Origin of the sequence: Siminovitchia sediminis (assembly GCF_042680885.1) — a bacterium.
Classification (GTDB): Bacteria; Bacillota; Bacilli; order Bacillales; family Bacillaceae_C; genus Siminovitchia; species Siminovitchia sediminis.
Window position 1 is genome coordinate 75,397 of sequence record NZ_JBHUEO010000012.1, and the last position, 24,774, is coordinate 100,170.

Here is a 24,774-nt window from a genome sequence, read left to right on the forward strand (position 1 = left end):
TTTTGTTTCTGAGAAGATGTGGATCAGCTCCTTGCCGGTCCCTGGTTGGACAAGCACATTTTCCAGGAAGCCTGTTGTTGAGCTGTACTATTATAAGAATATCACAAAAGACCGTCTTTTTTTCCTATTAAAAAATCCGAGCCGGTGCGCTCGGATTTTTGTTACCTTATAGGTGTTTGTTGATCAAGTTGGCCAGTGCTTCTTTCGGCTGGAATCCGACTGTTTTATCAACGACTTCTCCGTCTTTCATAACAAACAGTGTCGGAATACTCATGACGCCAAATTCGCTGGCAGTTTCCTGATTCTCATCTACGTTCAATTTTACAATTTTTGCTTTATCACCCAAATCGCCATCCAATTCTTCAAGAACAGGAGCGATCATTTTACAAGGTCCGCACCAAGGTGCCCAAAAATCTACAAGAACGACCCCTTCGCTAGTCTCTTCTTTAAAGTTTTGATCAGTAACATTTGTAATAGCCATTTTTTTACCTCCTAAATATACTCCGGAACTTACAGCAAGTATACCACCTGATTCTCCCTTGTGCTAACAATTTGCCTGTTTTTTAATATACCCGAAGTACGCAGGATTACACGTTATGATATTAGGAGGATGTTTTCAGCTTACGGAACTCTTCAGTCAGCAAAGGAACGGCCTCAAACAAGTCTCCAACGATGCCGTAATCCGCCACATTAAATATATTTGCTTCCGGATCTTTGTTGATGGCCACAATGACCTTGGAATTTGACATGCCTGCCAAATGCTGGATAGCTCCTGAGATCCCGCAGGCGATATATAAATCGGGCGTAACTACTTTTCCGGTTTGGCCGATTTGAAGTGAGTAATCACAGTAATCCGCATCACAGGCTCCGCGTGACGCTCCTACTGCCCCCCCAAGGACTTCCGCAAGCTCCTTCAGCGGCTCGAAGCCTTCCGCACTTTTCACCCCGCGCCCTCCGGCAACAATCACTTTTGCCTCAGACAAATCGACTCCTTCGCTCGCCTTTGTAATGACTTCTTTTACGATTGTCCTTAAGTCCTTTATTTCTGCCGCAATGGATTGAACCTCTCCGCTCCTGGATTCATCTTTTTCCAATGGTTCAATATTGTTTGGGCGGACTGTAATAAATGTGATGCCGTCGATAATGACCTTTTTTTCAAATGCCTTTCCCGAGTAGATGGGGCGGGTGAACACAAACCCGTCATCTCCTTCTTCTATATCGGTTACATCTGATACAAGGCCCGTGTTGAGCTTGCTGGCAATTTTAGGGGACAAATCTTTGCCAAGCGATGTATGACCAAATACGATCGCATCAGGAATTTCTTCATTGCACACTGCCATGAATGCCTGTGAAAAACCGTCAGGCGTGTAATGTTTCAATTGTTCATCCTCGACAACAATCACTCGGTCTGCACCATAATGAATCATGGCATCCGCCTGGCTTTTTATTGAGTCACCGATTAAAACTGCTGCTACTTCCCCGCCTTCTGCTATCTTCTTACCTGCTGCTATGGCCTCGAAAGATACATTCCTTAAGCTGCCGTCACGGAGTTCCCCGAGCACCAATACTTTTTTTGCCATTGCTTTCCCCTCCTGTTTCTATATATATATAAGGATGTTATATGACTTTGCTCAATAAACCGGCAAGTTCTTTGACCTGGTCCTCCAATTCGCCCTCCAGAATTTTTCCGGCTTCCTTCTCAGGGGGCAGGAAAATGTCGACCGTTTCTGTTTTTGGCTTAACATCACCTTCGTCAAGATCCAAATCATCCAGCTCCAATTCGTCCAGCGGCTTCTTTTTTGCTTTCATAATCCCCGGCAATGACGGATAACGCGGATCGTTTAACCCTTGCTGGGCGGTGACTACTAAAGGAAGGGATGTTTCAATCATTTCGGAATCTCCTTCCACGTCCCGGACAATATTCACAGTTTCTCCGTCAATGTCAATTTTTGTAATCGTTGTAACACATGGGAAATTGAGGAGATCTGCCACTCGGGGCGCTACTTGGCCGGATCCCCCGTCAATTGCTACATTTCCGGCTAAAATCAGATCCGGATCCTGTTCTTTTAAATATTCAGCCAGCAATTTTGCAACAGAACATTCATCATAATCATCCAGATCATCTTCCACATTAATTAAGGCAGCTTTATCAGCCCCCATGGCTAAAGCCGTTCTTATCTGCTTCTCTGCTTCTTCCTCACCGACCGTGACAATCGTTACTTCTCCGCCGTGATCATCACGGATCCGTATCGCTTCTTCAATCGCATATTCATCATATGGATTGATGATAAATTCTGCACCCTCTTCCTCAATTTGTCCGTTCGATATGGAGATTTTTTCTTCAGTATCAAATGTTCTTTTCATCAGTACGAAAATATTCATTCTATGAACCTCCTCATCTATCATTCTCCAGTAAACTTCGGCTCCCTTTTCTCAAGAAATGCCCGGATTCCTTCCTGAGCGTCTTTTGTTTCAAATATTTCACCAAATCGTTGTGCTTCCATTTCTGCCCCTTTGGAAAAACGGTCCTGTTGTTCATATTGAAGCAGCTCGATGATCGCTTTGAGTGAAGAGGGGCTTTTCTTTGAAATATTGTGAACCCATTCTTTTGCTTTATCTAATAACTCTTCTTGCGGAAAACACTGATTGGCCAGCCCCAGACGAACCGCTTCTGTTCCTGATACCGGTTGACCGGTAAACAGCATCTCTGCAGCTTTGGCTGCACCCACATAACGTGGAAGGCGCTGGGTTCCGGCAAAGCCCGGAATAAGACCAAGCTGCAGCTCCGGCAAACCCAATGTAGCATTCTCACTGACAAGCCGGATATGACACGCCATGGCCAGCTCCAGGCCGCCTCCCAGTGCTCCGCCGTGTATGGCTGCAACGACCGGTTTGGAATAGTTTTCAATTTTATCAAAAACTTTCTGGCCCTTGGATGCCAATCTCGAGAATTCCATTCCGTTCTTAATTTGCGTGAATTCTTTAATGTCAGCTCCCGCGGAAAAAAATCTTCCTTCCCCATACAAAAGAACGCTTCTTATCTGTCGTTCAGCTGCCAGCTCATCCAGTACCCGGTCAATTTCTGCAATCATTTCTGTTGACAGCGCATTGGCAGGCGGCCTATCCATTTTTACGTAAGCCACATGGTCTTCCCTTGTTACAGACAAAAATTTCACAGCCAAGCCCCTTTCATCATTACTTGGAAAGCTTTCCATTTGCCTTGCATCCGTGTAAAATGAGTCCATGCACTTGAGGTGCAAGGGAAATCAAATCGTACTTATGCTCATTTAACACCCAAGTAGTGGCCGTTTCATCCATCGTTCCAAATATCATTTGCCTTGCAAGCCTGGTATCAAGCCCGGCTGAGAATTCCCCCTGTTCTTTCCCATACTCCAAAATATGATCCAACACTTGCAAATAATCTTTTAACACCTCGTTAATTTTATATCGCAGCTGTTTATCGGATTGCCGCAATTCCAATTGAGTAACAATTGCCAGATTCTTATCTTCTGACAAAATTCTAAAGTGGTTTTCAATCATTACGAACAACTTGTCGGCGGCTGTTTCCTTTTCTGCTATGGCTTCGTTGATTTTTTCAACAAACATGGCCATTTTTTCCCGAAAAACTGATAATAAAACGTCTTCCTTATTTTTAAAATAAAGATAGATCGTCCCGTCGGCTACTCCTGCCTGCCGTGCAATTTTTGAAATTTGCGCCTGGTGATAGCCGTTTTCGGCAATCACTACGACAGCCGCTTCAATAATTTGTTTATACTTTGGCTTGTTTCTTCTCATCTGTCTCACCTACCGGTAAAGTGAATGATTGTTCATTCACCAAACATGATAATTTCCCGGCCATATTCTGTCAAGTGAAGCGCTATCACGATGAGGAGACATTTAGCGCCTGCCGTCATTGACGAGTCATGCTGGAATAAAGCCGCAGGGTTAAGAAAAGCAGCCGATAGGCGCTATATGATGTTCAAACGCTATTTCAGGCTAACCTAACTTTTCTTCCTTTTCCTGTTTATTTTTTTCTTCCTCTACCAAGTTTCTCCTTAGAATTTTTCCAACAGCTGTCTTTGGGAGTTCCTTACGAAATTCATAACTTCTTGGAACTTTAAATGCTGCTAAATGTTTGCGGGCAAAATCATCCAACTGTTTTTCGGAAAGGCTTTTTCCTTCTTTTAAAACAACATAAGCTTTGACTGTCTCTCCTCTGTATGGATCAGGTATGCCCGCCACAACCACCTCTTGGACAAACGGATGCTCGTAGAGTACTTCTTCAATTTCACGCGGATAAATATTAAATCCGCCTGCTATAATCATATCTTTTTTCCGGTCAACAACATAGAAATACCCTTTGTCGTCCATATAGCCCAAATCTCCCGTCAACAGCCAGCCGTCCTTCATGGTTTTCTTCGTTTCTTCGGGCATATTCCAATAGCCCTTCATTACTTGGGGCCCTTTAATCGCGATCTCGCCAACTTCGCCCGGCGGCAGTGGTTCTCCATCCTCCATACTGACAATCATAGCTTCTGTGTCGGGCCATGGAATACCAATACTCCCTTTCACTCTTTCGCGATCCCATAAGAAATTGGCATGTGTAACCGGAGAAGTTTCTGTCAAACCGTATCCTTCTACCAGCTTGCCTCCCGTCACTTCCTCAAACTTTTCCTGGACTTCTATAGGAAGAGGTGCTGATCCGCTAAGACATGATTTAATGGAAGACAAGTCATATTTATGAATATCCGGATGATTTAGCAGGCCGATATAAATGGTAGGGGCTCCCGGAAAAAGAGTCGGACGCTGTTTGTGAATCGTTTTTAACGTTGTGCCTGCATCAAACTTCGGCAGCAGAATCATTTCATATCCTTGCATGACTCCCAATATCAGTACGGTTGTCATACCATATACGTGAAACAGCGGGAGAAGGCCGAGAATTTTTTCTTCTCCTTTCTTCATTTTGTACAGCCAGGCATCACAGGCTGTTGCATTGGCTACCAGGTTTTTATGGGTAAGCATAACGCCTTTTGGATTTCCTGTTGTTCCGCCCGTATACTGTAACAGGGCCAAATCGTGATCAAAATCAAAATCTATGGCAGGGATTTGTCCGGTCCATTTATCCTTCATGATTTCGGTAAACAAGTGCTGTCTTCCTTCATGCATGATCTTGACGACCATGCCGGAATCCCTCTTTTGGATGAATGGATAAATCACGTTCTTTGGAAATGGCAAGTAGTCCTTGACAGCGGTTACAATGACATGTTGGAGGTTTGTAGAGTCCATTACTTTTGCGATCCGCGGATAGAGCAAATCCAATCCAATAATCATTTTTGCTCCTGAATCTCTCATCTGGTACTCCAATTCCCTTTCCGTATAGAGAGGGTTGGTCTGCACTACTATAGCTCCTGCATAAAGGATCCCATAATAACTGATTACAGCCTGAGGGGTGTTTGGCAGCATAATTGCCACTCTGTCTCCCTTTTTCACTCCCAGTCCAAGCAAATAATGGGCCATCTTCAGGGCACTTTCATATAACTCCAGATACGTTAATTTTTTGCCCATAAAATGAATAGCCGTTTTTTCCGGGTATTGATTTGCAGCATCCGTTAAAAATTGCTGAACTGTTTTCCTTTCATATTCCAAGGCATGAGGGATGGCATCAGGATAAAGATCCAGCCAGGGCTTCAATATATACACTCCTCCTTTTGGTTGAACCTTTGGAAAATTTCAAACTTATACATATTATATTACACACGTAGGCCGCAGTACAACCAAATGCCCAAATTTTCAGAACACAGGGAACAGAATTCCTGCCTCATTTCAAGAAAAATCCAGGCAAGAGTTCAATTCTCGCCCGGACGTGTTTCTTTTATGGCTTCCTTAACAGCAGTCATGGCCTGTAGCGTAAGGTCTTAAGATGCACGAATTAAATAAATGATTCCAACAATGATGAAGATGCTGCAAACCACAAACAGCACTTTAGCCAGTTTATCCACTTGTTCCTCCTTATAATATCCCAGCTCCGATGACATAAGATAAGCCGATGGAAATAACCATCGACAAAAAGCCAACGGCGCGGTTGTCATTTTCAATTTCTTCATCAACATTAAACTTTGGAGTGAGAAACTCAAAGATAAAATAACCTGTCAACAATAGAAAAAAACCAAACAACCCCCAGCCGATCATAATAAATAACGAATCGTGATGAAGGATCGAATGCCTGAAAATATTGGCAATCCCAAAGATTTTTCCTCCTGTTGCCATCGCAACAGAGACGTTCCCATTCTTAATTTCTTTCCAGTTGTTGTATTTGGTCACCATTTCGAATATAAACAGGAACAAAATGATACAAAGAACAGTGATACTATAATAGCCCGCTGTTTGAACAATTGAATTCTCCCAAAAAGAGTCCATTCCGTACCATTCCCCTTTTTTTTCAGAAGAAAGCCCTAAACGGTGCTACTTGAACTCCACAATGGTCACACCGCTTCCGCCTTCACCTGCTTCTCCCAACCTTATACGTTTGACGGACCGATGATGTTTCAAAAATTCTGCAACTCCCGATCTGAGGGCACCGGTTCCTTTTCCGTGAATGATGGAAACACGAGGGTAATTCGCAAGGAGAGCATCATCAATATACTTTTCAACTTTGTGCAGTGCGTCCTCATACCGTTCGCCGCGAATATCAAGTTCAAGGCTTACATGGTAGTCTTTGCCTTTCACGGAAGCAAGCGGCTTTGGTTCAGGTTTCGGCTCAGATTGTATAAACTCCATATCTTTTTCTTTCACTTTTATCTTCAAGATACCCGCCTGAACCTGCCATTCTTCTCCACCCGTTTTTTCCAATAATGTTCCTTTTTGCCCAATCGTCAGTATTTTGACCTCGTCCCCCGGCTGCAACTTGCGCTTTTGCCTGGACTGTTTGGCCGGGACGGTTCCTTTATCGATTTCAGGAACGGCAGCATCCAGCCTGCGGCGGGCTTCAATCAATTCATGTTCTTTTACTTTTGCCCCGCTTTCCAGCCTCATTTTCCGAAGGGAGCTCATCACTTCTTCTGCATCCGCTTTGGCCTTTTCCACTACTTCAGCTGCTTTTTTCTCCGCCTTTTCATACATTTCCTGCTTTCGCTCATAAAACTCTGCCATTTGCTTTTGTAAGTCCCGATGAAGTTTTTCCGCATTTCTCAAATAAAAACGTGCGTCCTCGTAATCTTTTTCAGCTTCTTTTCTGCTTCTTTCCAGGGAAGCAATCATATTTTCGACTTCATTGCTCTCCGTATCAATCAGCGATTTAGCATGAGTAATAATGTCATCAGAAAGCCCGAGTCTTCTTGAAATTTCAAACGCATTACTTCTGCCCGGAACACCGATCAACAGTCGATATGTTGGCCTTAATGTTTCGACATTAAATTCCACACTGGCATTGATTACGCCTTTACGGTTATAAGCATATGCTTTTAATTCCGGATAATGGGTGGTAGCAATGACCCGGGCTCCCCGGCTGTATACATCATCCAAAATGGAAATGGCCAGGGCGGAACCTTCCTGCGGGTCAGTTCCTGCCCCAAGTTCATCAAACAAGACCAGACTTTCATGATCGACCTGCTTCAGGATCTCCACAATATTCACCATGTGAGAAGAGAACGTACTCAAACTTTGCTCTATGGACTGCTCATCGCCAATATCCGCAAATACCTCCCTGAACACTGACACTTCAGAGCCTTCGGAAACCGGAATTTGAAGACCGGCCTGTCCCATTAACGTTAAAAGCCCGACCGTTTTAAGTGTAATTGTTTTTCCGCCGGTATTGGGTCCCGTGATGACGATGGTAGAATAATCTGCTCCCAAAGTAATGTCATTGGCCACGACGTCATCAGGCGGGATTAATGGATGCCGGGCTTTATACAGCTGAATTCTGCCTTCATTATTCACCTGAGGCCTGGTGGCCTTCATCGCTTTGGCAAAACGGGCTTTGGCAAAAATAAAATCCAGGGATTCTACTGCTTTTTCCAAGACAAACAATTCATCAGCGTACTCCGCCACTTGTCCTGAAAGTTCCTGAAGGATCCTTTCGATTTCCGTTTGCTCTTTCACATGCAGTTCCCGTAATTCATTGTTCAACTCCACAACTGCCTGCGGTTCGATAAACAAAGTCTGTCCTGAGGAGGATTGATCATGAACGATGCCCGGATAATTGGAGCGGTATTCCTGTTTTACTGGAATGACATATCTTTCATTCCGAATCGTGATGATGGCATCTGAAAGCATTTTTTGTGCGTTACGCCCACGAATCAGGCTTTCCAGCTTTTCTCTGACCCTATTTTCAATTCTTCTTTTTTGCTGCCTGATATTTCGAAGTTCATGACTTGCAGAATCCAGAACCTCTCCGCCATCGTCAATGGCGTTTTTTATGGATTTCTCAAGCGGGCCCAAGTCTCCGACCTGTCCGGCCTTTTCCGCTAAAATGGGAATATCAAGGTCGTTGTCCTCTATCAGCTCTTCAATAAATCTCTTCATTGACCTGCCTGCATGAATGGTACTGGCTATCTTGATTAATTCAGCAGGGTTTAATGAACCGCCAATTTGTGATCGTTTGATATGAGTATAAATCGGGAAAATTCCACTCAATGGAGCATGTCCTTTTAATCTGAGCACGTGAGCAGCCTCGTCCGTTTCATTCTGAAGGTGTACCACTTCTTCGTAAGATGAAGAAGGCCGAAGCCTTCTGATTCTCTCCGCCCCAAGTTCGGAAGCTGCATATTCCACCAGCTGCAAAAGGATTTTATTAAACTCCAGTGTACGTAATATTTTTTCATTCATGGGAATGGCTGTCTGTCCCCTTTCCATTATGCCTAATCATAACGAGTCAAAAAGGCCCTCAGTTTTTCAGGTGTCCAGGTATTAATGACACTTGCACTTTGAATCCATCCTCTTCTCGCAAATGAAGCACCAAGCTCCATAAACTCCAAATTTTCAATATTGTGGGCGTCTGTATTGATGACAAGTTTGACCCCTTTTGCCTGCGCATGCCTTAAATGTTCTGCAGCCAGGTCAAGTCTTGCCGGATTCGCGTTTAACTCCAGGGCCGTATCCGTCTTTTTCGCCATCTCAATCAGTTGTTCCATATCCACATCATACCCGTCTCTCCTGCCGATCAGCCTGCCGGTTGGATGGGCAATAATATCCACATGTGGATTTTCCAGAGCATTTTTCAAGCGTTCCATTATTTTTCCTCGGGACTGAGAAAAACTGGAATGAATGGAGGCAATGACAATATCGAGTTCGGCGAGCAGATCATCCTTGTAATCGAGACTGCCATCCGGCAAAATATCCATTTCAATTCCTGATAAAATCATTATATCGTCATATTTATCGTTGAGTTTTTTGATCTCCTCGTTTTGTCTTTTGAGGCGATCAACCGTCAGGCCGTTGGCTACCCGCAAAAATTGGGAGTGATCTGTAATGGCCATGTATTGATAACCTTTTTTCCTGCAGGCTTCCACCATCTCTTCTATAGAAAATGCTCCGTCTGACCAAGTTGTATGCATATGAAGATCGCCTTTTATCTCTTTCGCTTGAATCAGTGGCCGGCTTTCATCATATTCATCCACTTCTTTTCCGTCTTCCCTGATCTCCGGCGGAATGAAAGGCAAATGAAAATGCCGATAGAAATCAGCTTCGGCTTTAAAGGTTGTAACGATCCCGGTTTCCGTATTTTCTACTCCGTATTCACTAATTTTTTCGCCTCTGCTTTTTGCAAGCTGGCGCATTTTTACATTGTGTTCAGCTGAACCTGTAAAATGATGCAGGGCAGATGCAAACTCATCGGGTGCAACGATCCGAAAATCAACGGAAACACGATACTGTCCGCCTTCTATCAGTAATGTTACTTTTGTATCCCCGCTGGCTGTTGCTTCTCCGAACTGTTCCAGGCCTAACAGCTGCTCTTTAACCGCCTTTGGATCTTCGGTGGCAATGATGAAATCCAAATCTTTGATGGTTTCCTTGACACGCCGAAGGCTGCCGGCTCTTGAGAATCTCGTGATTTCCCTGATCTCTTTTAAAGAGGTTTCAATCAATTCTGCTAAAGGTATCATATAGGAAATAGGCAGTCTTTCCGGCTGTTTTCCCATCTGGGATAAAGCTTTCTTGATATTTTCTTCGGTCTTTTTTCCAAAACCCTTTAAACCTCTGATTTTTGCGCCTTCGCAGGCTGCTTTCAGTGATTCAATATCGACGACATCCAGCTCTTTATATAATCTGGCAATACTTTTTCCGCCAAGACCGGGTATTTGAAGCAGGGGAATAAGCCCTTTGGGTACCGTTTCCTGCAGCTCCTGAAGGACTGTGGACATCCCTGTTTCGATATATTCTTCGATGACACCGGCTGTCCCCTTTCCGATCGAGGGAATTTTTGTGAGATCTGTTATTTCAGACAAGCTTCGGTCATCCGCTTCCAACGCAGCCGCAGCTTTTCGAAAGGCCGCTGTTTTAAATGGATTTTCCCCTTTCAATTCCATATAGACAGCGATTTGCTCCAGCAATCGAATGACATCTTTTTTATTGACATTCATCTTAGTCACCAACCGTTCTTCATTCTCCCGCCTATCATTTTATCAAATACATAAATGAAAAGAAAAACTTCTCTTTCGAAAAGAGAAGTCAGTTTTGAATATAGTCAATCCACCATTCTCTCAACCCTTCAGATAGAAAAGGAGTATAGTGAATCATCCATTGTGCCAGGAATGAACCATTGATCGCACCTTGTATCGTGGGAATCGGCAATAAGGCTGCAATATACAGCAGAATAAAGAGCAGCAAATATGTCTCCAGAAAACCAAGAATCCCTCCGGCCCACACATTTAATGTTTTTAAGACCGGCAGGCTTGCAACAAAATCAAGTGCAGATCCAATCATGCCGAGGATGATACGTACGGCAAAAAAGATCAGTACAAAGGCTACAGCACGATAAAACGCTTCATCCAAGCCGACACCCTCAAACACCATTTCCAGCGTATTTCCGGGATCTATATCAGGGTATGGGATCCATAGCCGAAGGTTGGGTGCCAGATCATCATAATATATGTACGCAACAACAAAAGAAATAATAAAACCGACCATATGGATCAATTGAAGGATAAAGCCTCTTCTTAACCCGACTAAAAAGCCGATAACTAACAATACCAATAAAGCTAATGTCAACATCCGTGATTCAGTCCTTTAAACGAGAAAGCTCCTGTTCCAAATCTTCCAGGCGCTCTTGAAGTTTGATTTGCTCATGGACAGCATTTACAGCTGTCAAAACAGCGAGCTTGCTAGTGTCGAGGCTGGGGTTCACCGAGCGGATCTCCCGCATTTTTTCATCCACAAGCTCTGCAACCAGCCTCATATGCGATGACGTCTCCGTTCCTGTAATGATATAATGTTGTCCATATATCGTAACTGGAGTGCGTACTTTTTCACTTGATGACAAAGCGATGCCCCCATTCTCAAATAACTGTCTTTTTAAGGCTTTTCACCGAAACTCTTAAAAATCCTACCTTATATCATATCATGAATGAAAATAGATGGGAAACCATTTTTCCACGAAGAATTCAGAGAGGATGCTGATGTATGGCTAATACTGTCATTCAATTGACACTTGAAGAGATACAGAAAATGAAGGAACATTACCAATCCTGTTTATCTGAAAAAATTCCGCCCGGAGGTATTTTTTCAGCGAAGAAAAACGGATGCACCATTACGGCCTACCGTTCAGGCAAAGTCCTGTTTCAGGGAGCAGGCCATGCAGCAGAAGCCCTGCAATGGGGAAGCCCGGCAACAAAACAGAAAAAGCCGACCGTTTCAGGAAGCTCTTCAGGCATGCCTTTACCTGAACAAATCGGTTCCATGTCAGTCATCGGATCAGATGAAGTCGGGAAAGGGGATTATTTCGGACCGCTCATTGTCGCCGCAGCATATGTAAAAAAAGACCAAATTCCTTTGTTAAAGGAACTTGGCGTGAAGGATTCCAAGCATTTAACGGATGTGCAGATCTCAACGATCGCCAAAGATCTCATCACCTTTTTGCCATACAGCCTGCTAAAGCTGGACAACCCCAAATATAATCAATTACAGGCATCCGGAATGACACAAGGAAAAATGACAGCCATTCTGCATAACGAGGTCCATTACCGTCTGCTGGAAAAAATTTCACCCGAAAAGCCCGACGCTATTCTCGTTGATCAGTTTGCCAAGGCTCCCGTATATTACCAGTATCTAAAAGGGCAGAAGATTATTCAAAAGGAAAAAATATATTTTAGTACAAAAGCAGAAAGCATCCATGTGGCTGTGGCAGCAGCTTCCATCCTTTCCCGCTATGCCTTCGTACGTGCGTTTGACAAATTGAGTCAACAGGCAGGCTTTACTATCCCGAAAGGTGCGGGTCCCCTTGTTGATCAGGCTGCGGCCAGGCTGATCAGTGAAAAAGGTTTGGAGACCCTGAAAAGTTTTACAAAATTCCATTTTGCCAATACGGAAAAAGCAAAGAACATTGCCAAGCTAAGGTAGGGTGTACTTATTAAGGTCAGGTCCCAGGCTGGATGGGATCAGGGGCAAGGGCATAGGGTCCGGTTGTTTTTTGGTTCGGGACATGTCCGAGAGTCCCTATTTTTCGTGCTTTCCTGGGGATAAAACTCGAGTATCGCGATAAATTTCAAACGTGATTTGGAACGGGGTTAGGAATGTGGGATGGGGCTCGAGTGACCGGTTTTATTGCTTGGACGAAAAAAGGTGATCGAGAATGAATCCATCAACCGTTTTTATCGCTTGCACGAAAAACGGACACTCGAGAAAAATCCTCCAATGACCGTTTTAATCAATTGGACAAAAAACGGGATCTCAAAAGACCTCCGGTCCCCGTTTTTATAACCTGAAAAACGGGACCTCAAACGGGGTTTCAGTAACAGGTTTTCTTGCTTTCTCGAGATCACCTCAGCCACCGACGAACATCAATGAAGAACAACTGATTCCCCACCATTGATTTCGCCACAGTTGCCGGTCTGTTTATGCCTGGTCCATTGGTGGCCCATTCAATAGAAGCCTGCCAGCAAAAGCACCAAGTACAGCTTTCCCACTTTACACCACCCATTGCGAAAGATTTGGATGTGATAATATCAATTTTTCAATTTCCTCAAGTGACTTCTTCAGTTCCATTTCAAACAGCCCTGTCTGAACCATCTCTGTTAGAAAGTGATGGATCTCTTCAATATATATCACTTGATTTTCTCTTAAAGATACCGTACTCTCATCCAAATCACTGAGGTTGTGAAAGAAAAGATACATATATTCAAAAACATCACCCGAATCATGATCCGTACCCAAATAAGCAGATGCAATGGTATTTAATTCTGTATAATTGGATAAAAGCTCCTCACTTCCAGCTGCCAGAGAAGCTATTCGGTCTTTTGACATTTTATGTTCCTTTTGGATGTCCTCTATTTTGATGAACTTGATCATATCAATAGCGGCTGCTCTCATGCTGCTTTGGTATCTGATCGTTTGATCTTGCGGAAATTCGTCTTTATTGGATCCGCTGTAAACAGTATAAGCCGCAACCATCGCCATAAATAAAAACAGGTAAATCAGCAGGCGGTTTCTTCTCATTTCACCCTCCCGGTTTGCAGGCAAAAATCCTAATTGATTGACTATTCGTTCATAAATAGGTAGCATTAGTTTACATTTTAGCATGATCTTTTGAGTCGGGTGATGAATTTGGCACAAACAAAAAAAACATATAGTTCATGGATTCTCGTACTTACGGTAGGGCTGGGCACTCTTTTAAATCCATTAAATTCATCCATGATATCTGTCGCATTGACACGCATGCAGCAGGACTTTGACCTCACCTTTGCCGATGCGTCCTGGCTCATATCGATATTCTATCTGGCCAGTGCAGTGGGACAGCCTGTGATGGGAAAATTAAGTGATATGTTTGGGCCCAAGAGGATGTTTTTGGCAGGTCTGGTTACGGTTGCGGCCGCTTCCCTTCTTGCTCCTTTCTCACCCAATTTTATTTTTCTCCTGGCATGCCGGGCATTGCAGGCCATCGGAAGTTCCACTTTATTTCCAAGCGGAATGAGCATTGTTCGGTCAAGCATTACAAAAGGACAGGGACAGGCTTTGGCCTGGCTATCTATATTCGCAACAACATCTTCGGCCTTTGGCCCATCCGTCGGAGGTTTTTTGATAGATTCCTGGGATTGGCCATCGATCTTTTTTGTAAACTTTCCTTTTATTATCTTGTCATTTACCATGGCGATCTTTATTCTGCCGGATAAAGGCCGAGGAAAATTTGAATTGAGACGTATTGATTTTACAGGCATTGCTCTGTTTATTATTGCCGTTGTCGGACTTATACTATTCCTGTTATCCCTGGATTCGGAGATCAATGGCTGGGCGTTTATTCTTTTCTTGGCTTTTTCCATAGCTTTTTATTATTATGAAAAACGCAGGAAAGAACCCTTCATGGATGTCAAAGGTCTTAAAAATAACCCGAATGTCTCACTGATTTACTTGCAGTTTACAATTATCAATCTTGTTTACTATTGTTATTTCTTTGGGGTCCCTACCTTTTTACAGCAAGCAAAACAATACAGCCCTGGAGAAACGGGACTCATCATGCTGGCCTTGGCGGGATCCGGAGTCATCCTCTCGCCTCTGGCAGGAAGACTCATTGACCGGCATGGACCAAAGCCTGCTCTCATCACGGGTTCCGCCTTGTTGTTTATCGGGACTGCGCTCTTGCTCACACTCCAGGAGACTTCCTCTCTCTTATGGCTGCTCGTTGTCCTGGCTGTACTGGGAATAAGTAATGGTTTTAACAATATTTCGATGCAGTCCGCTTTATATGGGCATGTGGCTCCAGAAGAAACCGGAACCGCATCCGGACTTTTTCAAACTAGCCGTTATTTAGGTGCTATTCTGTCTTCCAGTTTATTGGGCTTGGCTTTCCATAGTCATTTGGACATTCAGCACTTTCATTATGTTGCGTGGATCTGTCTTCTATTCAGTCTGTTTGTAATTTTGTTGTCTATAAGGCTGCCGAACAGCGGAGGCTAGGGAATGGAGGAATGAGATATGTGCATTATTTTTGCAGCTTACCGCTCACATCCGGATTATGAGTTGATTATTGCTGCCAATCGTGATGAATTTTACAGGCGTCCTTCGAAGGCAGCGCATTTTTGGGATGATGAGCCGAATATACTGGCAGGCAGGGATTTAAAGCAGATGGGTACTTGGATGGGCATTACGAAGAGCGGACGGTTTGCAGCATTGACCAATTATCGCAGCCCGGCTGAATTTCAAAAGCCGTACAAACGATCCAGAGGCCAGATTGTAAAAGACTTCCTGGCCGGAAATGAAGCACCCATTGAATTTCTAAAACGCCTGCAGCATAAAAAAGAAGAGTACAGAGGGTTTAACATATTGGTTGGAGATCAAAAAGAGCTGTATTATTACTCAAATATTGGAAATCAAATTCAGAAACTGCAAGCCGGAATATATGGGCTAAGCAATGATCAGCTGGACACGCCGTGGCCTAAAGCAGAAAAAGGAAAGCAGCATCTGCAACAGCTGCTCAACAGAAGCAATTGGAATTGTGAAGACCTCTTTAAACTCCTTGCGGACCATGACCCTGCTCCTTCGGACAAACTGCCGCAAACCGGCATTCCAGTTGAACTGGAAAAAATGCTCTCTTCCATATTTATACAGAGTCCTGATTATGGAACACGATGTTCTACCGTTTTGCTGATTGACCGGGAACATGAAGTTCATTTTGTGGAAAGGACTTTTGATGGGGGAACAATACAAGATCAAGCGTTCCGGTTCCGATTAACAGCTGAAGAGGCCTCGACATGAAAAAGCCGCTGCTGGCGATGCTCCCCAGCAACGGTTTATTTTTTCGGCAAATGGACAACTACTCCCTGGACAACGCGTACGTTCTTGTCATCAACCTGTCCTTCGAGCTCATCTTCTTTTTTGCTCCACGTGCTTATCAAGGTAAAGAGAGCAAATCCGTAACTCGTCAATTGTATCCCTTTCAATATTCCGCCTCCGAGCTGCTGGTCATAGGCGGCTGTCAAAGCCGGAAACAGCTGCCCTGCCACGGATGCGTAGTGTGTATAATGGATTTCACTAATGCCGACCAGGAGAAAAATTCCAATCGGCATGAGAAGGACGGCATTTAAAAAAACGTAGGCAACTCTTGTAAAATAAGAGTACCTGCTAATTTCAGGGACCGGCATAATGATCGTCCACCACATCAGAAATCCTGTCACCAACAGAAACAGTTGGCTGATTACCGACAGAATCAGATTTTGTTGGATGACATTGAACAATTCCGGTAAAAAGTAAGCTGTTAATGCTCCATTAAACAGCACAGCTGCAAGCCATGGATAACCGAACAGTTTAATAGCCAGCTTCAGTCGGTGATTCCAAAAAATTTGCCTTGTCCAAGTTACAGGCATACTTAAAAGAAATAACGGCATAACAATAAATAACACTGTCATTAATTCAATGACATGGGCACTGAATAAGTAATGATCTGCAGCTAGCTTTACAGGGCTTCCTTTGATCATCCACAAAGAGATGGCAGCCAAATAAAAATATAATTTTTGCTTGTTTGTCACCGTATAATTGGGAGAATGTATGACTTTCTTCGCATAGAAAAAAGAAATAAGCGCAATCATGATAAAAGCTGCCGGATTCCACAATTCATACCATGTATATGTACTCAACACATCCAAATTCAAGGCGATCCCCTCTCCCTTATTTCAATGACGAGTCCCTTAGACTTTGCATTATATTTTATCACATTTTATGAAAAATCCTTCTTAAACCTGCATGAACTATAAATATTGCCACAATGATGACCTCTCACCATACTATTCTAAGTTGTCCATGTCTTTATTCTCAATCATAAGGAAAGACCAAATCATAGTTGATTTGGCCTAAAGATCATTCATTGATGTGATTGGTTAGCTCATGAACTGCGTAACTCCGCACCTGTTTGGTCTTTCAGTGCAGCCAGCACCTTATCGTGCTTTTTCACCACTTCATCATCCGTAAGGGTTCTTTGAGGATCTGCATAGGTTAATGAAAACGCGATTGATTTCTTTCCGTCTTTCATGTTTTTGCCTTCATATACGTCAAAAACATATACGCTTTTGAGCAATGTTCCTCCAGCCTTCCGAATAACAGATTCCAGGGTCGCTGCCGTTATATCTTGATCAACGACAAGTGCGATGTCCCGTGTAATTGATGGATAACGAGGGATTGGCACATATTGTAATAAAGGAACATCATATTCAAAAATGGGATCCGCTTGTATTTCAAAAACAAAAGTATCTTTGACATCCAATTCTTTCTGTAGATTAGGATGAATTTGGCCTGCAAAACCAATTACTTTGCCTGCAAACAACACTTCCGCTGTTCGTCCCGGATGCATGCCTTCTATTTGAGCCGCCTGCCAGGAAATTTCTTTTTCCAGGCCCAGCTTTTGGAATAAGCCTTCCAAAATTCCTTTTACTACATAAAAGTCAACAGGCTTTTTCTCCCCCTGCCAGGTATGGTCCAGCCATAAACCTGTCATTGCACCGGCAATATGCTCCCTTTCTTCGGGCTGTTTACCTTCCCCTTCATTTAAAAAAATTGAACCAATTTCATAAAGAGCGACTGCTTCATTTTTTCGTGCCACGTTATATGAGATCGATTCAAGCATTTGCGGAACCAGGCTCAGCCTTAGGCGGCTTCGCTCTTCACTCATGGGCATGGAAAGTGTGACGGGCGGTCGTTTCTCAATGGAAAACATGGACGCTTTTTCTTCACTTGTCAAGGAGTAAGTGATTGCCTGGTAAAGGCCTGCCCCCTCCAAAAAACTTCTGGCCGCTCTGCGTTTTTCCTGAATCTTACTTAACCCGCCGGGTGTTGCCGTCCCCTTTGGAAGTGTAGTCGGCAGTTGGTCATAACCGTATAACCTGGCGACTTCTTCAATTAAATCTTCCTCAATGGCAATATCTCCCCTGCGTGTAGGCACAGTAACCGTCAATACATCTTCCTCAACAGTTACCTCAAATTTCAGCCTTGCGAAAATCTTCTCTGCCTCAGCGACCGTGATATCAGTCCCCAAAACTCGGTTAATCTTCGCCAGCGATATAGATACGATAGCCGGTTCAGTGGTTAAATGGTCATCTTCTACGATTCCATCGAGGACCTCACCGCCTGCATATTTAGCCATCAACTGTGCTGCACGCTCCGCAGCCGGCCTCACCCTACTCGGGTCAACACCCTTTTCATATCGGCTGCTTGCCTCACTTCTTAAGCCGTGGTATTTGGATGTACTCCTGATCGGCGGGCCTGTAAAGTAGGCTGACTCCAATAGAACAGTAGTTGTATCATCATTAACTTCTGAATCGGCTCCACCCATGACACCGGCAAGAGCCACTGGGACCATGCCATTCGTAATGACAAGCTGATCAGAAGTCAGCGTGCGTTCAGTGTCATCAAGGGTGGTTATTTTTTCGCCTTCTTTAGCCATACGGACAACGACTTCCTTTGAACCGAAGCGGTCATAATCAAACGCATGGAGCGGTTGTCCGTATTCAAGCAAAATATAGTTTGTAATATCTACAACGTTATTGTGCGGCCTGATCCCCGCTGACATCAGCCGGGCTTGCATCCATAATGGGGAAGGGCCGATCTTTACATTTTTGATCACTTTCGCTGTATATAAAGGATTCTCTTGAACAGCTTCTACTTTTACAGAAATGTAATCAGATGCTTTCTCATTGGATGTTTCACCGGAAACTTCAGGCAGCCGGACATCTTCACTCAAGATAGCAGCTATCTCATAGGCAACTCCCAGCATGCTGAGCGCATCTGCACGGTTTGGGGTCAAATCCAGCTCCAGTACTTCATCATCCAAGTTCAATAATGACAGGGCATCTTCTCCCGCTTCAACATCCTCCGGGAATACAAAAATACCGTCAGCAAATTCCTTGGGAACCAGCTTTCCTTCGATCCCCAGCTCTTGAAGCGAGCAAATCATCCCGTTGGACTCCTCCCCGCGGAGTTTAGCTTTTTTGATTTTGAAATTGCCGGGAAGAACCGCTCCGGATTTAGCCACAGGCACTTTTTGGCCTTTGGCCACATTCGGGGCGCCGCAAATAATTTGGACGGGTTCCCCTTCACCGATATCCACCTTACAAATTTTTAGTTTATCCGCCTGGGGGTGCTGGCTGCATTCAAGCACTTCACCGACAACCACCCCTTTGATCCCGGCACTTATTTGTTTAATTCCATCCACTTCGATACCTGTTCTAGTAATTTTTTCTGCCAAATCAGCCGCAGTCAAGTCTTGCACATTTACATAATCCTGCAGCCATTTATATGAAACTAACATGTGCTAACCTCCCGAATTATTCTTGAACAGCGAATTGTTTAAGAAAACGAACATCATTGGTATAGAAATGACGAATATCATCAATTCCGTATTTCAGCATAGCGATACGGTCCGGGCCCATTCCAAAGGCAAAACCTGTGTATTTTTTCGGATCAAAACCGGACATTTCCAATACTCTTGGATGAACCATACCGGATCCCAATACTTCTATCCAACCTGTTTGTTTACAAACGCGGCAGCCTTCTCCATAGCAAATTTTACAAGAGATATCCATTTCCATGGATGGCTCTGTAAAGGGGAAATAGCTTGGGCGGAAACGAACATTCCGGTCAGCCCCGAAGATTTTCTTTGCAAACAATTCAAGCGTCCCTTTTAAATCACCCATTGTAATATTCTCGTCAACGACAAGCCCCTCTATTTGCATGAATTGGTGAGAGTGGGTGGCGTCGTCGTTGTCACGGCGGTACACTTTTCCGGGACAAATAATTTTGACAGGCCCTTTACCTTGATGTTTCTCCATTGTACGAGCCTGAACTGGAGATGTATGTGTACGCATTAACAGTTCTTCCGTAATGTAAAAAGTATCCTGCATATCTCGGGCAGGGTGGCCTTTAGGTAAATTCAAGGCTTCAAAATTATAGTAATCCTGTTCAACTTCAGGTCCCTCTGCAATTTGGAAGCCCATCCCGATAAATAAATCTTCGATTTCCTCTATGATTTTTGTCAGGGGGTGGCGGTTTCCCATTGTGACGGGCCTTCCCGGAAGAGTAACATCGATCGTTTCTTCCTCAAGCCTTTTAAGGACAGCAGCTTGTTCCAATTCATGATTCTTAGTCTCGATGGCTTCGGCAATCGTTTCTCGGACCTTGTTGGCCAATGCCCCCATTTTTGGACGTTCTTCGGCGGACAGTTTGCCCATTCCCCTTAAAACTTCGGTAATCGGCCCTTTTTTCCCTAAATAAGACACTCGGACCTGATTTAATTCTTTTAAGCCGGAAGCTGCTTCAACCGCATCAAGTGCCTGCTGCTCCAGCTCCTTTAATTTTTGCTCCATGTCTGTTCCTCCTTGCGTTTTATAAAGTTTGGTCATATATGGCCTGTGCTTCCAGATATAAAGACAATAAAAAAGCCCGCCCCCACAAAAGGGACGAGGCTATGGTCGCGGTACCACCCTTATTAACATTTATCATGTTCACTTCATTGTCATAACGGCACAGCCGGTGCATCTTTACGCCATGGATTCCCACAGCGGTCCCGATGCCGACTCAGGAGGTGAACTTCACCTGGATTTTCACTAAAAGTGCTTGCAGTCACGGCACTTTTTCCCTGTAAGTTTCCTCCGGCTACTTTTCTCCATCATTGTCATTCACCATATTAAGTTAATCACATTATAGACGTTCCCGAAAATAATTTCAAATCGGCTTTCTTAAATGATACAGTAAAATGCCGGCAGCTACGGCTACATTAAGGGACTCACTTTTACCATATAACGGAATAAATAAATTTTGGTCAGTTTCCTTTAGTATGGCTGGATCCATTCCGGCTCCTTCGTTACCTACAATTAAGGCAAATGAATCGGCAGGCCCGACATTCATATAGGGTTCGGCTTTCTCAAGGGCACTTCCGTATACGGGGATCCCTGCAGCTTTCAGCTGAAGAATCCAACCCGGCAAATGACCCGATAGAACAGGTACATGAAAATGGCTTCCTTGAGCAGATCGAATCACTTTTGGATTGTATACATCCCCTGTTCCTTCTCCCATGATTACCGCATCGATTCCTGCTGCATCGGCTGTTCGGATCAACGTCCCGATATTCCCGGGATCCTGGACCCCGTCCAACAAAAGTAGCTTTCGATGACGCTTGAGGTCAATGTGGTCTGAATTTTTTTTACAGACAGCAAATATTCCTTGCGGAGTTTCTGTAGACGAGATGGCACGGCTGATTTCCGGTGAAATAGATGTAACCGGCACCGAGTGTATCCGATTCATATATTCTGCATGGACATTCCGCTGTAGCATAACTTCCAAAACCTTGTCAGCCAAAAGTGCCTCTTCCACTATATGGATTCCTTCCACGATATATTTCCCGCTTTGCTCTCTCCCTTTTTTTGTAAGAAGTTTTTTCCATTCTTTCACCCGCTGATTTTTCGCGGACTGAAGTTCATCCATCATCGAATCCAATTCCTTTCAGGATCTTCTGTATTTATTATACATAAATCGGCCGATTTGCGAAAAGCTAACAAAAGAATCTTTGTAAAGGAGTCAGACGTTATGGATCTTAATATTAGAAGAGCAGTTATTCACAATGTATCGGACAATAACCAGGATCAATTGCGGGATACAATTATTGATGCCATGCAAAAAAGGGAAGAAAAGTATTTGCCGGGTTTGGGAGTGCTGTTTGAAGTGATTTGGAAAAATGCAGATGAGCAGGAAAAGAGCATGATGCTTGACAACCTCGAAAGCGGCTTGCAACAACAAGGCTAAAAGGATGTCCGGAAAATCAATTCAAAACTGATTTTCCGGATTTTTGATGCGCAGGTGTATGGGTAATGTCAGTCTTGGCTGAACTTCTTAAAGGAATACTTTAAAAGCCTCTACTCCGTAATAAGCTGCCACACCAAAAATTATTGACCATAAAAACAGGCTGATCACCGTCCAAAGAAGAGTCCAGCCTTTGGATGCCCCAAGAGTCATTCCGATAAATGCCGCGATATGCATACCGATCAAAACCGGGCCCAGCAAAGTAAGTCCCGGGAGTCCGTATCGATTCCAAATTTTCTTTGCCCGTGCTTGCCTTTTGCCGTTACCTTCTCTTTTTCCTTTTTTAAAAAGATAGTTTTTAATGGATTCAAATAAAAAAATGACCATAACGGTTGTGAGTAAGTTTCCAGTAAATCCTAGAATAACAACAAGCACCGGCTGCAAACCACGGATGATGCCAAGCGGAATGACAGCAGCTATTTCAATCCATGGCACTGCAGCCAAAAGAAACACAAGGATATATTCCCATAATTGCCCCATACTAATCTCCTTTATTTATATCTTCCTTTTGACAATACAAGAAAATATGTTTTTTGAAAAGAAAAAAGGCAACCATCGGCCTTTGCATTCAAAGCAAGGAGACAGATAATCGGGCGGAGGAAACGTTGGTTTTCCTCTCCCTGATACTGTATAGGGCTTGTTGGGACAGCTGTGGCTCAAAATTAATTTCCCGGGAGTAATGCTGTAAATTGAATCAATCAATAAATTTCGAAGTTCCCGTGTTCGTCTTCCAAGATGAGATGATACCCGGACCCTTCTCCGCCCATGAATTGTTCGAAAAGGTCTGAACCACCCTTTGTCACACCTATAGTCTTGTAGTGCTTATACGTGTCATTGACAAACTCTACAGCGTTTATCTTAAACAATCCCTTGCCGCCGACAAGGATGATCCCGTCATACAGACCAGCTTAAACCGTACTGGAGAGCGATGCGGCAAGGAAATTTTTTTGAATATTTAACAAGTATGACAGCCCTTGAAAAAAAGGGTAGAAGGCACTTTCCCTTCTTCACCGCCTTTTAAAACCCATAAAAAAATGGACACGGCTAAAATGGCCATGTCCATTAGAAAAAATCGACTCATTCAATTAATCAAAAATAATCTTTTCCATCGTTTCCTTATCCAGCCTTCTGGCCACTTCAGTGATCAGCTTAACGGCATTTTCAAAATCATCACGATGCAGCATGGCAGCATGGGTATGAATATAACGGGTAGGAATCGTTATCGCAAGCGACGGGGTTCCTGTTCCGGTCAGGTGAGTAGCACCTGCATCCGTTCCACCGCCGGCCATGGCATCAAACTGATAAGGAATATCAAGTTCGTCAGCGATATCAGTTACATAGTCTCGCAATCCTTTATGAGATACCATAGAAGCATCATAAATAATGATTTGCGGCCCGTCACCCATTTTTGCCAGCGCTTCTTTATCGGAAATGCCCGGCGTATCTCCTGCTATTCCGACATCAACGGCAAAAGCAATATCCGGCTGAATTTTATTTGCTGCAGTCTTGGCGCCCCTCAGTCCTACCTCTTCCTGGACAGTACCAACGCCATATACAGTATTGGGATGCTGTTCACCTTTTAAATTCTTTAGTACATCAATGGCGATCGCGCATCCAATCCGATTATCCCAGGCTTTGGCCAGAAGCATTTTTTCATTGTTCATTACTGTGAAATCAAAATAAGGAACCGCCATATCTCCCGGCTTGACTCCCCACTCCTGGGCTTCTTCCCTGCTGGACGCCCCAATGTCAATAAACATATTTTTTACATCCACAGGTTTTTTGCGGGCCTCAGCAGACAAGATATGCGGGGGCTTGGATCCAATTACACCTGTAAGTTCTCCTTTAGAAGTAACAATCGTAACACGCTGGGCAAGCATCACTTGGTTCCACCAGCCTCCGACTGTTTGAAAGCGCAGGAACCCTTTGTCGTCAATTTGAGTGATCATGAATCCTACTTCATCCAAGTGGCCAGCCACCATTATTTTCGGGCCTGACTCATCGCCGGTTTTTCTCGCGATTAAACTTCCCAAACCATCCGTTTCAATTTCGTCCGCATATGGTTCTATGTATTTCTTCATGACTTGACGGGGTTCGCGCTCATTGCCGGGAATCCCTTTTGCATCGGTCAGATCTTTTAACATCTTCAGCGTGTCATCCATTTTAGGCATATTCATCCCTCACTTTTTTAATTTACAATTTTTTCATGCATGTATTCATTATAAACATATGAGAATCTAATCACAAAAAATGCGCAGGCCCCCTCTAATAACCCTCTTGCTGGCGCTTAAAATTCACTTCGTTTTTCTTTTTATACGCTTCCTGCACTTCATCGAGCTGAAAACCGAGTGTTTGTCCCAACACCATATATTGCCGGAAAAGCTCTTCATAATCCTTGGCTGATTTTGACTGTCTAAAGTCCCCTGCCAGCCTGAATACTTTCAGAAAACTGCGGTCCAAATTTTCGTTGGCTTCCTGGGAAACTAAAGAGATTTCGCGGTCTGAAAACTCCAGCTCCAATCCAAGGGATAAAATAAAGTGGATGCCGTCCACAAATTCTTCCAATATATCCTCTCTCGGGGCAGGTGGTTTTTTGCTCCAGAATTTAAAACATCTTGTTTCGTTGGCCAGCTCTCCAATTTCAACTAAAAGGGCCAGCAATTTCTTCTCAAACAGATCTTCCCCTTGGAGCTCATGCTCCCTTTCTATGTAGCTATCCAACTCATGCTGCATCGCAAACCATTCTTTTAATGTCACTGTCCTCACTCCTTTAGCCGTTTGCAATCC

General features: G+C 43.8%; 24 protein-coding genes and 1 other annotated feature. Of the genes, 4 read left to right on the top strand and 20 right to left on the bottom strand.

Annotated features, from left to right (window positions below):
• Positions 1-166: 166 nt before the first annotated feature.
• The 11 genes from trxA to zapA form a co-directional block, all read right to left on the bottom strand.
• A complete protein-coding gene (gene trxA / locus ACFSCZ_RS06260) occupies positions 167-481 on the bottom strand; it encodes a thioredoxin (RefSeq protein ID WP_380772945.1) in 315 nt (104 codons plus the stop codon).
• Positions 482-602: 121 nt separating this feature from the next.
• A complete protein-coding gene (locus ACFSCZ_RS06265; RefSeq protein ID WP_380772947.1) occupies positions 603-1,580 on the bottom strand; it encodes an electron transfer flavoprotein subunit alpha/FixB family protein in 978 nt (325 codons plus the stop codon).
• A 37-nt stretch (positions 1,581-1,617) separates the two neighbouring features.
• The gene (locus tag ACFSCZ_RS06270) at positions 1,618-2,382 is read right to left on the bottom strand and encodes an electron transfer flavoprotein subunit beta/FixA family protein (RefSeq protein WP_380772949.1); all 765 of its coding nucleotides are present in this window, start codon (positions 2,380-2,382) and stop codon (positions 1,618-1,620) included.
• A gap of 20 nt (positions 2,383-2,402) precedes the next feature.
• Entirely contained in the window at positions 2,403-3,176 is a 774-nt protein-coding gene (locus ACFSCZ_RS06275; protein ID WP_380772951.1) for an enoyl-CoA hydratase, read from the bottom strand.
• A gap of 19 nt (positions 3,177-3,195) precedes the next feature.
• Positions 3,196-3,795: a TetR/AcrR family transcriptional regulator gene (locus ACFSCZ_RS06280; protein ID WP_380772952.1), complete on the bottom strand. Its 600-nt coding sequence runs from the start codon at positions 3,793-3,795 to the stop codon at positions 3,196-3,198.
• A 201-nt stretch (positions 3,796-3,996) separates the two neighbouring features.
• On the bottom strand, positions 3,997-5,691 hold the full coding sequence (locus ACFSCZ_RS06285; protein ID WP_380772953.1) for a long-chain-fatty-acid--CoA ligase: 1,695 nt from the start codon (positions 5,689-5,691) through the stop codon (positions 3,997-3,999).
• A gap of 318 nt (positions 5,692-6,009) precedes the next feature.
• On the bottom strand, positions 6,010-6,417 hold the full coding sequence (locus ACFSCZ_RS06290) for a DUF350 domain-containing protein (protein WP_380772954.1): 408 nt from the start codon (positions 6,415-6,417) through the stop codon (positions 6,010-6,012).
• Between the two features lie 45 nt (positions 6,418-6,462).
• Positions 6,463-8,823, bottom strand: coding sequence for an endonuclease MutS2 (locus tag ACFSCZ_RS06295; RefSeq protein ID WP_380772993.1), 2,361 nt, complete (start codon positions 8,821-8,823; stop codon positions 6,463-6,465).
• A 32-nt stretch (positions 8,824-8,855) separates the two neighbouring features.
• Entirely contained in the window at positions 8,856-10,577 is a 1,722-nt protein-coding gene (polX, locus tag ACFSCZ_RS06300) for a DNA polymerase/3'-5' exonuclease PolX (protein ID WP_380772994.1), read from the bottom strand.
• Positions 10,578-10,665: 88 nt separating this feature from the next.
• Complete coding sequence (locus ACFSCZ_RS06305) at positions 10,666-11,208, bottom strand: CvpA family protein (RefSeq protein ID WP_380772955.1); 543 nt, start codon at positions 11,206-11,208, stop codon at positions 10,666-10,668.
• 7 nt (positions 11,209-11,215) lie between these two features.
• Complete coding sequence (gene zapA, locus ACFSCZ_RS06310) at positions 11,216-11,476, bottom strand: cell division protein ZapA (RefSeq protein WP_380772956.1); 261 nt, start codon at positions 11,474-11,476, stop codon at positions 11,216-11,218.
• Between the two features lie 140 nt (positions 11,477-11,616).
• On the opposite strand from zapA, the gene rnhC reads away from it, so the two are divergent.
• On the top strand, positions 11,617-12,552 hold the full coding sequence (rnhC, locus tag ACFSCZ_RS06315; RefSeq protein ID WP_380772957.1) for a ribonuclease HIII: 936 nt from the start codon (positions 11,617-11,619) through the stop codon (positions 12,550-12,552).
• A 567-nt stretch (positions 12,553-13,119) separates the two neighbouring features.
• Here the strand turns inward: rnhC and ACFSCZ_RS06320 are convergent.
• Positions 13,120-13,647, bottom strand: coding sequence for a hypothetical protein (locus tag ACFSCZ_RS06320; RefSeq protein ID WP_380772959.1), 528 nt, complete (start codon positions 13,645-13,647; stop codon positions 13,120-13,122).
• Between the two features lie 108 nt (positions 13,648-13,755).
• On the opposite strand from ACFSCZ_RS06320, the gene ACFSCZ_RS06325 reads away from it, so the two are divergent.
• Entirely contained in the window at positions 13,756-15,102 is a 1,347-nt protein-coding gene (locus tag ACFSCZ_RS06325) for an MFS transporter (RefSeq protein WP_380772961.1), read from the top strand.
• Between the two features lie 18 nt (positions 15,103-15,120).
• Positions 15,121-15,900 (top strand): NRDE family protein, encoded by a 780-nt coding sequence (locus tag ACFSCZ_RS06330; protein WP_380772963.1) that lies wholly within the window; start codon positions 15,121-15,123, stop codon positions 15,898-15,900.
• Positions 15,901-15,935: 35 nt separating this feature from the next.
• Here the strand turns inward: ACFSCZ_RS06330 and ACFSCZ_RS06335 are convergent, their stop codons facing one another.
• The 4 genes from ACFSCZ_RS06335 to ACFSCZ_RS06350 form a co-directional block, all read right to left on the bottom strand.
• Positions 15,936-16,793, bottom strand: a complete 858-nt coding sequence (locus tag ACFSCZ_RS06335) for a cytochrome c oxidase assembly protein (RefSeq protein WP_380772964.1) — start codon at positions 16,791-16,793, stop codon at positions 15,936-15,938.
• Positions 16,794-17,023: 230 nt separating this feature from the next.
• Positions 17,024-19,441 (bottom strand): phenylalanine--tRNA ligase subunit beta, encoded by a 2,418-nt coding sequence (gene pheT / locus ACFSCZ_RS06340; protein WP_380772966.1) that lies wholly within the window; start codon positions 19,439-19,441, stop codon positions 17,024-17,026.
• A 16-nt stretch (positions 19,442-19,457) separates the two neighbouring features.
• Positions 19,458-20,495, bottom strand: coding sequence for a phenylalanine--tRNA ligase subunit alpha (pheS, locus tag ACFSCZ_RS06345; protein ID WP_380772967.1), 1,038 nt, complete (start codon positions 20,493-20,495; stop codon positions 19,458-19,460).
• Between the two features lie 86 nt (positions 20,496-20,581).
• Positions 20,582-20,810 (bottom strand) — a binding site (T-box leader).
• A 43-nt stretch (positions 20,811-20,853) separates the two neighbouring features.
• Positions 20,854-21,612, bottom strand: coding sequence for a TrmH family RNA methyltransferase (locus ACFSCZ_RS06350; protein WP_380772995.1), 759 nt, complete (start codon positions 21,610-21,612; stop codon positions 20,854-20,856).
• A gap of 102 nt (positions 21,613-21,714) precedes the next feature.
• Here ACFSCZ_RS06350 and sspI point away from each other — a divergent pair, with 102 nt between their 5' ends.
• Positions 21,715-21,930 (top strand): small acid-soluble spore protein SspI, encoded by a 216-nt coding sequence (sspI, locus tag ACFSCZ_RS06355; protein WP_380772968.1) that lies wholly within the window; start codon positions 21,715-21,717, stop codon positions 21,928-21,930.
• Between the two features lie 87 nt (positions 21,931-22,017).
• Here sspI and ACFSCZ_RS06360 read toward each other — a convergent pair whose 3' ends face one another.
• The 4 genes from ACFSCZ_RS06360 to ACFSCZ_RS06375 form a co-directional block, all read right to left on the bottom strand.
• Complete coding sequence (locus ACFSCZ_RS06360; protein ID WP_380772969.1) at positions 22,018-22,467, bottom strand: small multi-drug export protein; 450 nt, start codon at positions 22,465-22,467, stop codon at positions 22,018-22,020.
• Positions 22,468-22,685: 218 nt separating this feature from the next.
• A complete protein-coding gene (locus ACFSCZ_RS06365) occupies positions 22,686-22,853 on the bottom strand; it encodes a type 1 glutamine amidotransferase family protein (RefSeq protein WP_380772970.1) in 168 nt (55 codons plus the stop codon).
• Positions 22,854-23,072: 219 nt separating this feature from the next.
• Positions 23,073-24,158: a M42 family metallopeptidase gene (locus tag ACFSCZ_RS06370; RefSeq protein WP_380772971.1), complete on the bottom strand. Its 1,086-nt coding sequence runs from the start codon at positions 24,156-24,158 to the stop codon at positions 23,073-23,075.
• A 94-nt stretch (positions 24,159-24,252) separates the two neighbouring features.
• Complete coding sequence (locus ACFSCZ_RS06375) at positions 24,253-24,744, bottom strand: dUTP diphosphatase (protein ID WP_380772972.1); 492 nt, start codon at positions 24,742-24,744, stop codon at positions 24,253-24,255.
• Positions 24,745-24,774 lie beyond the last annotated feature (30 nt).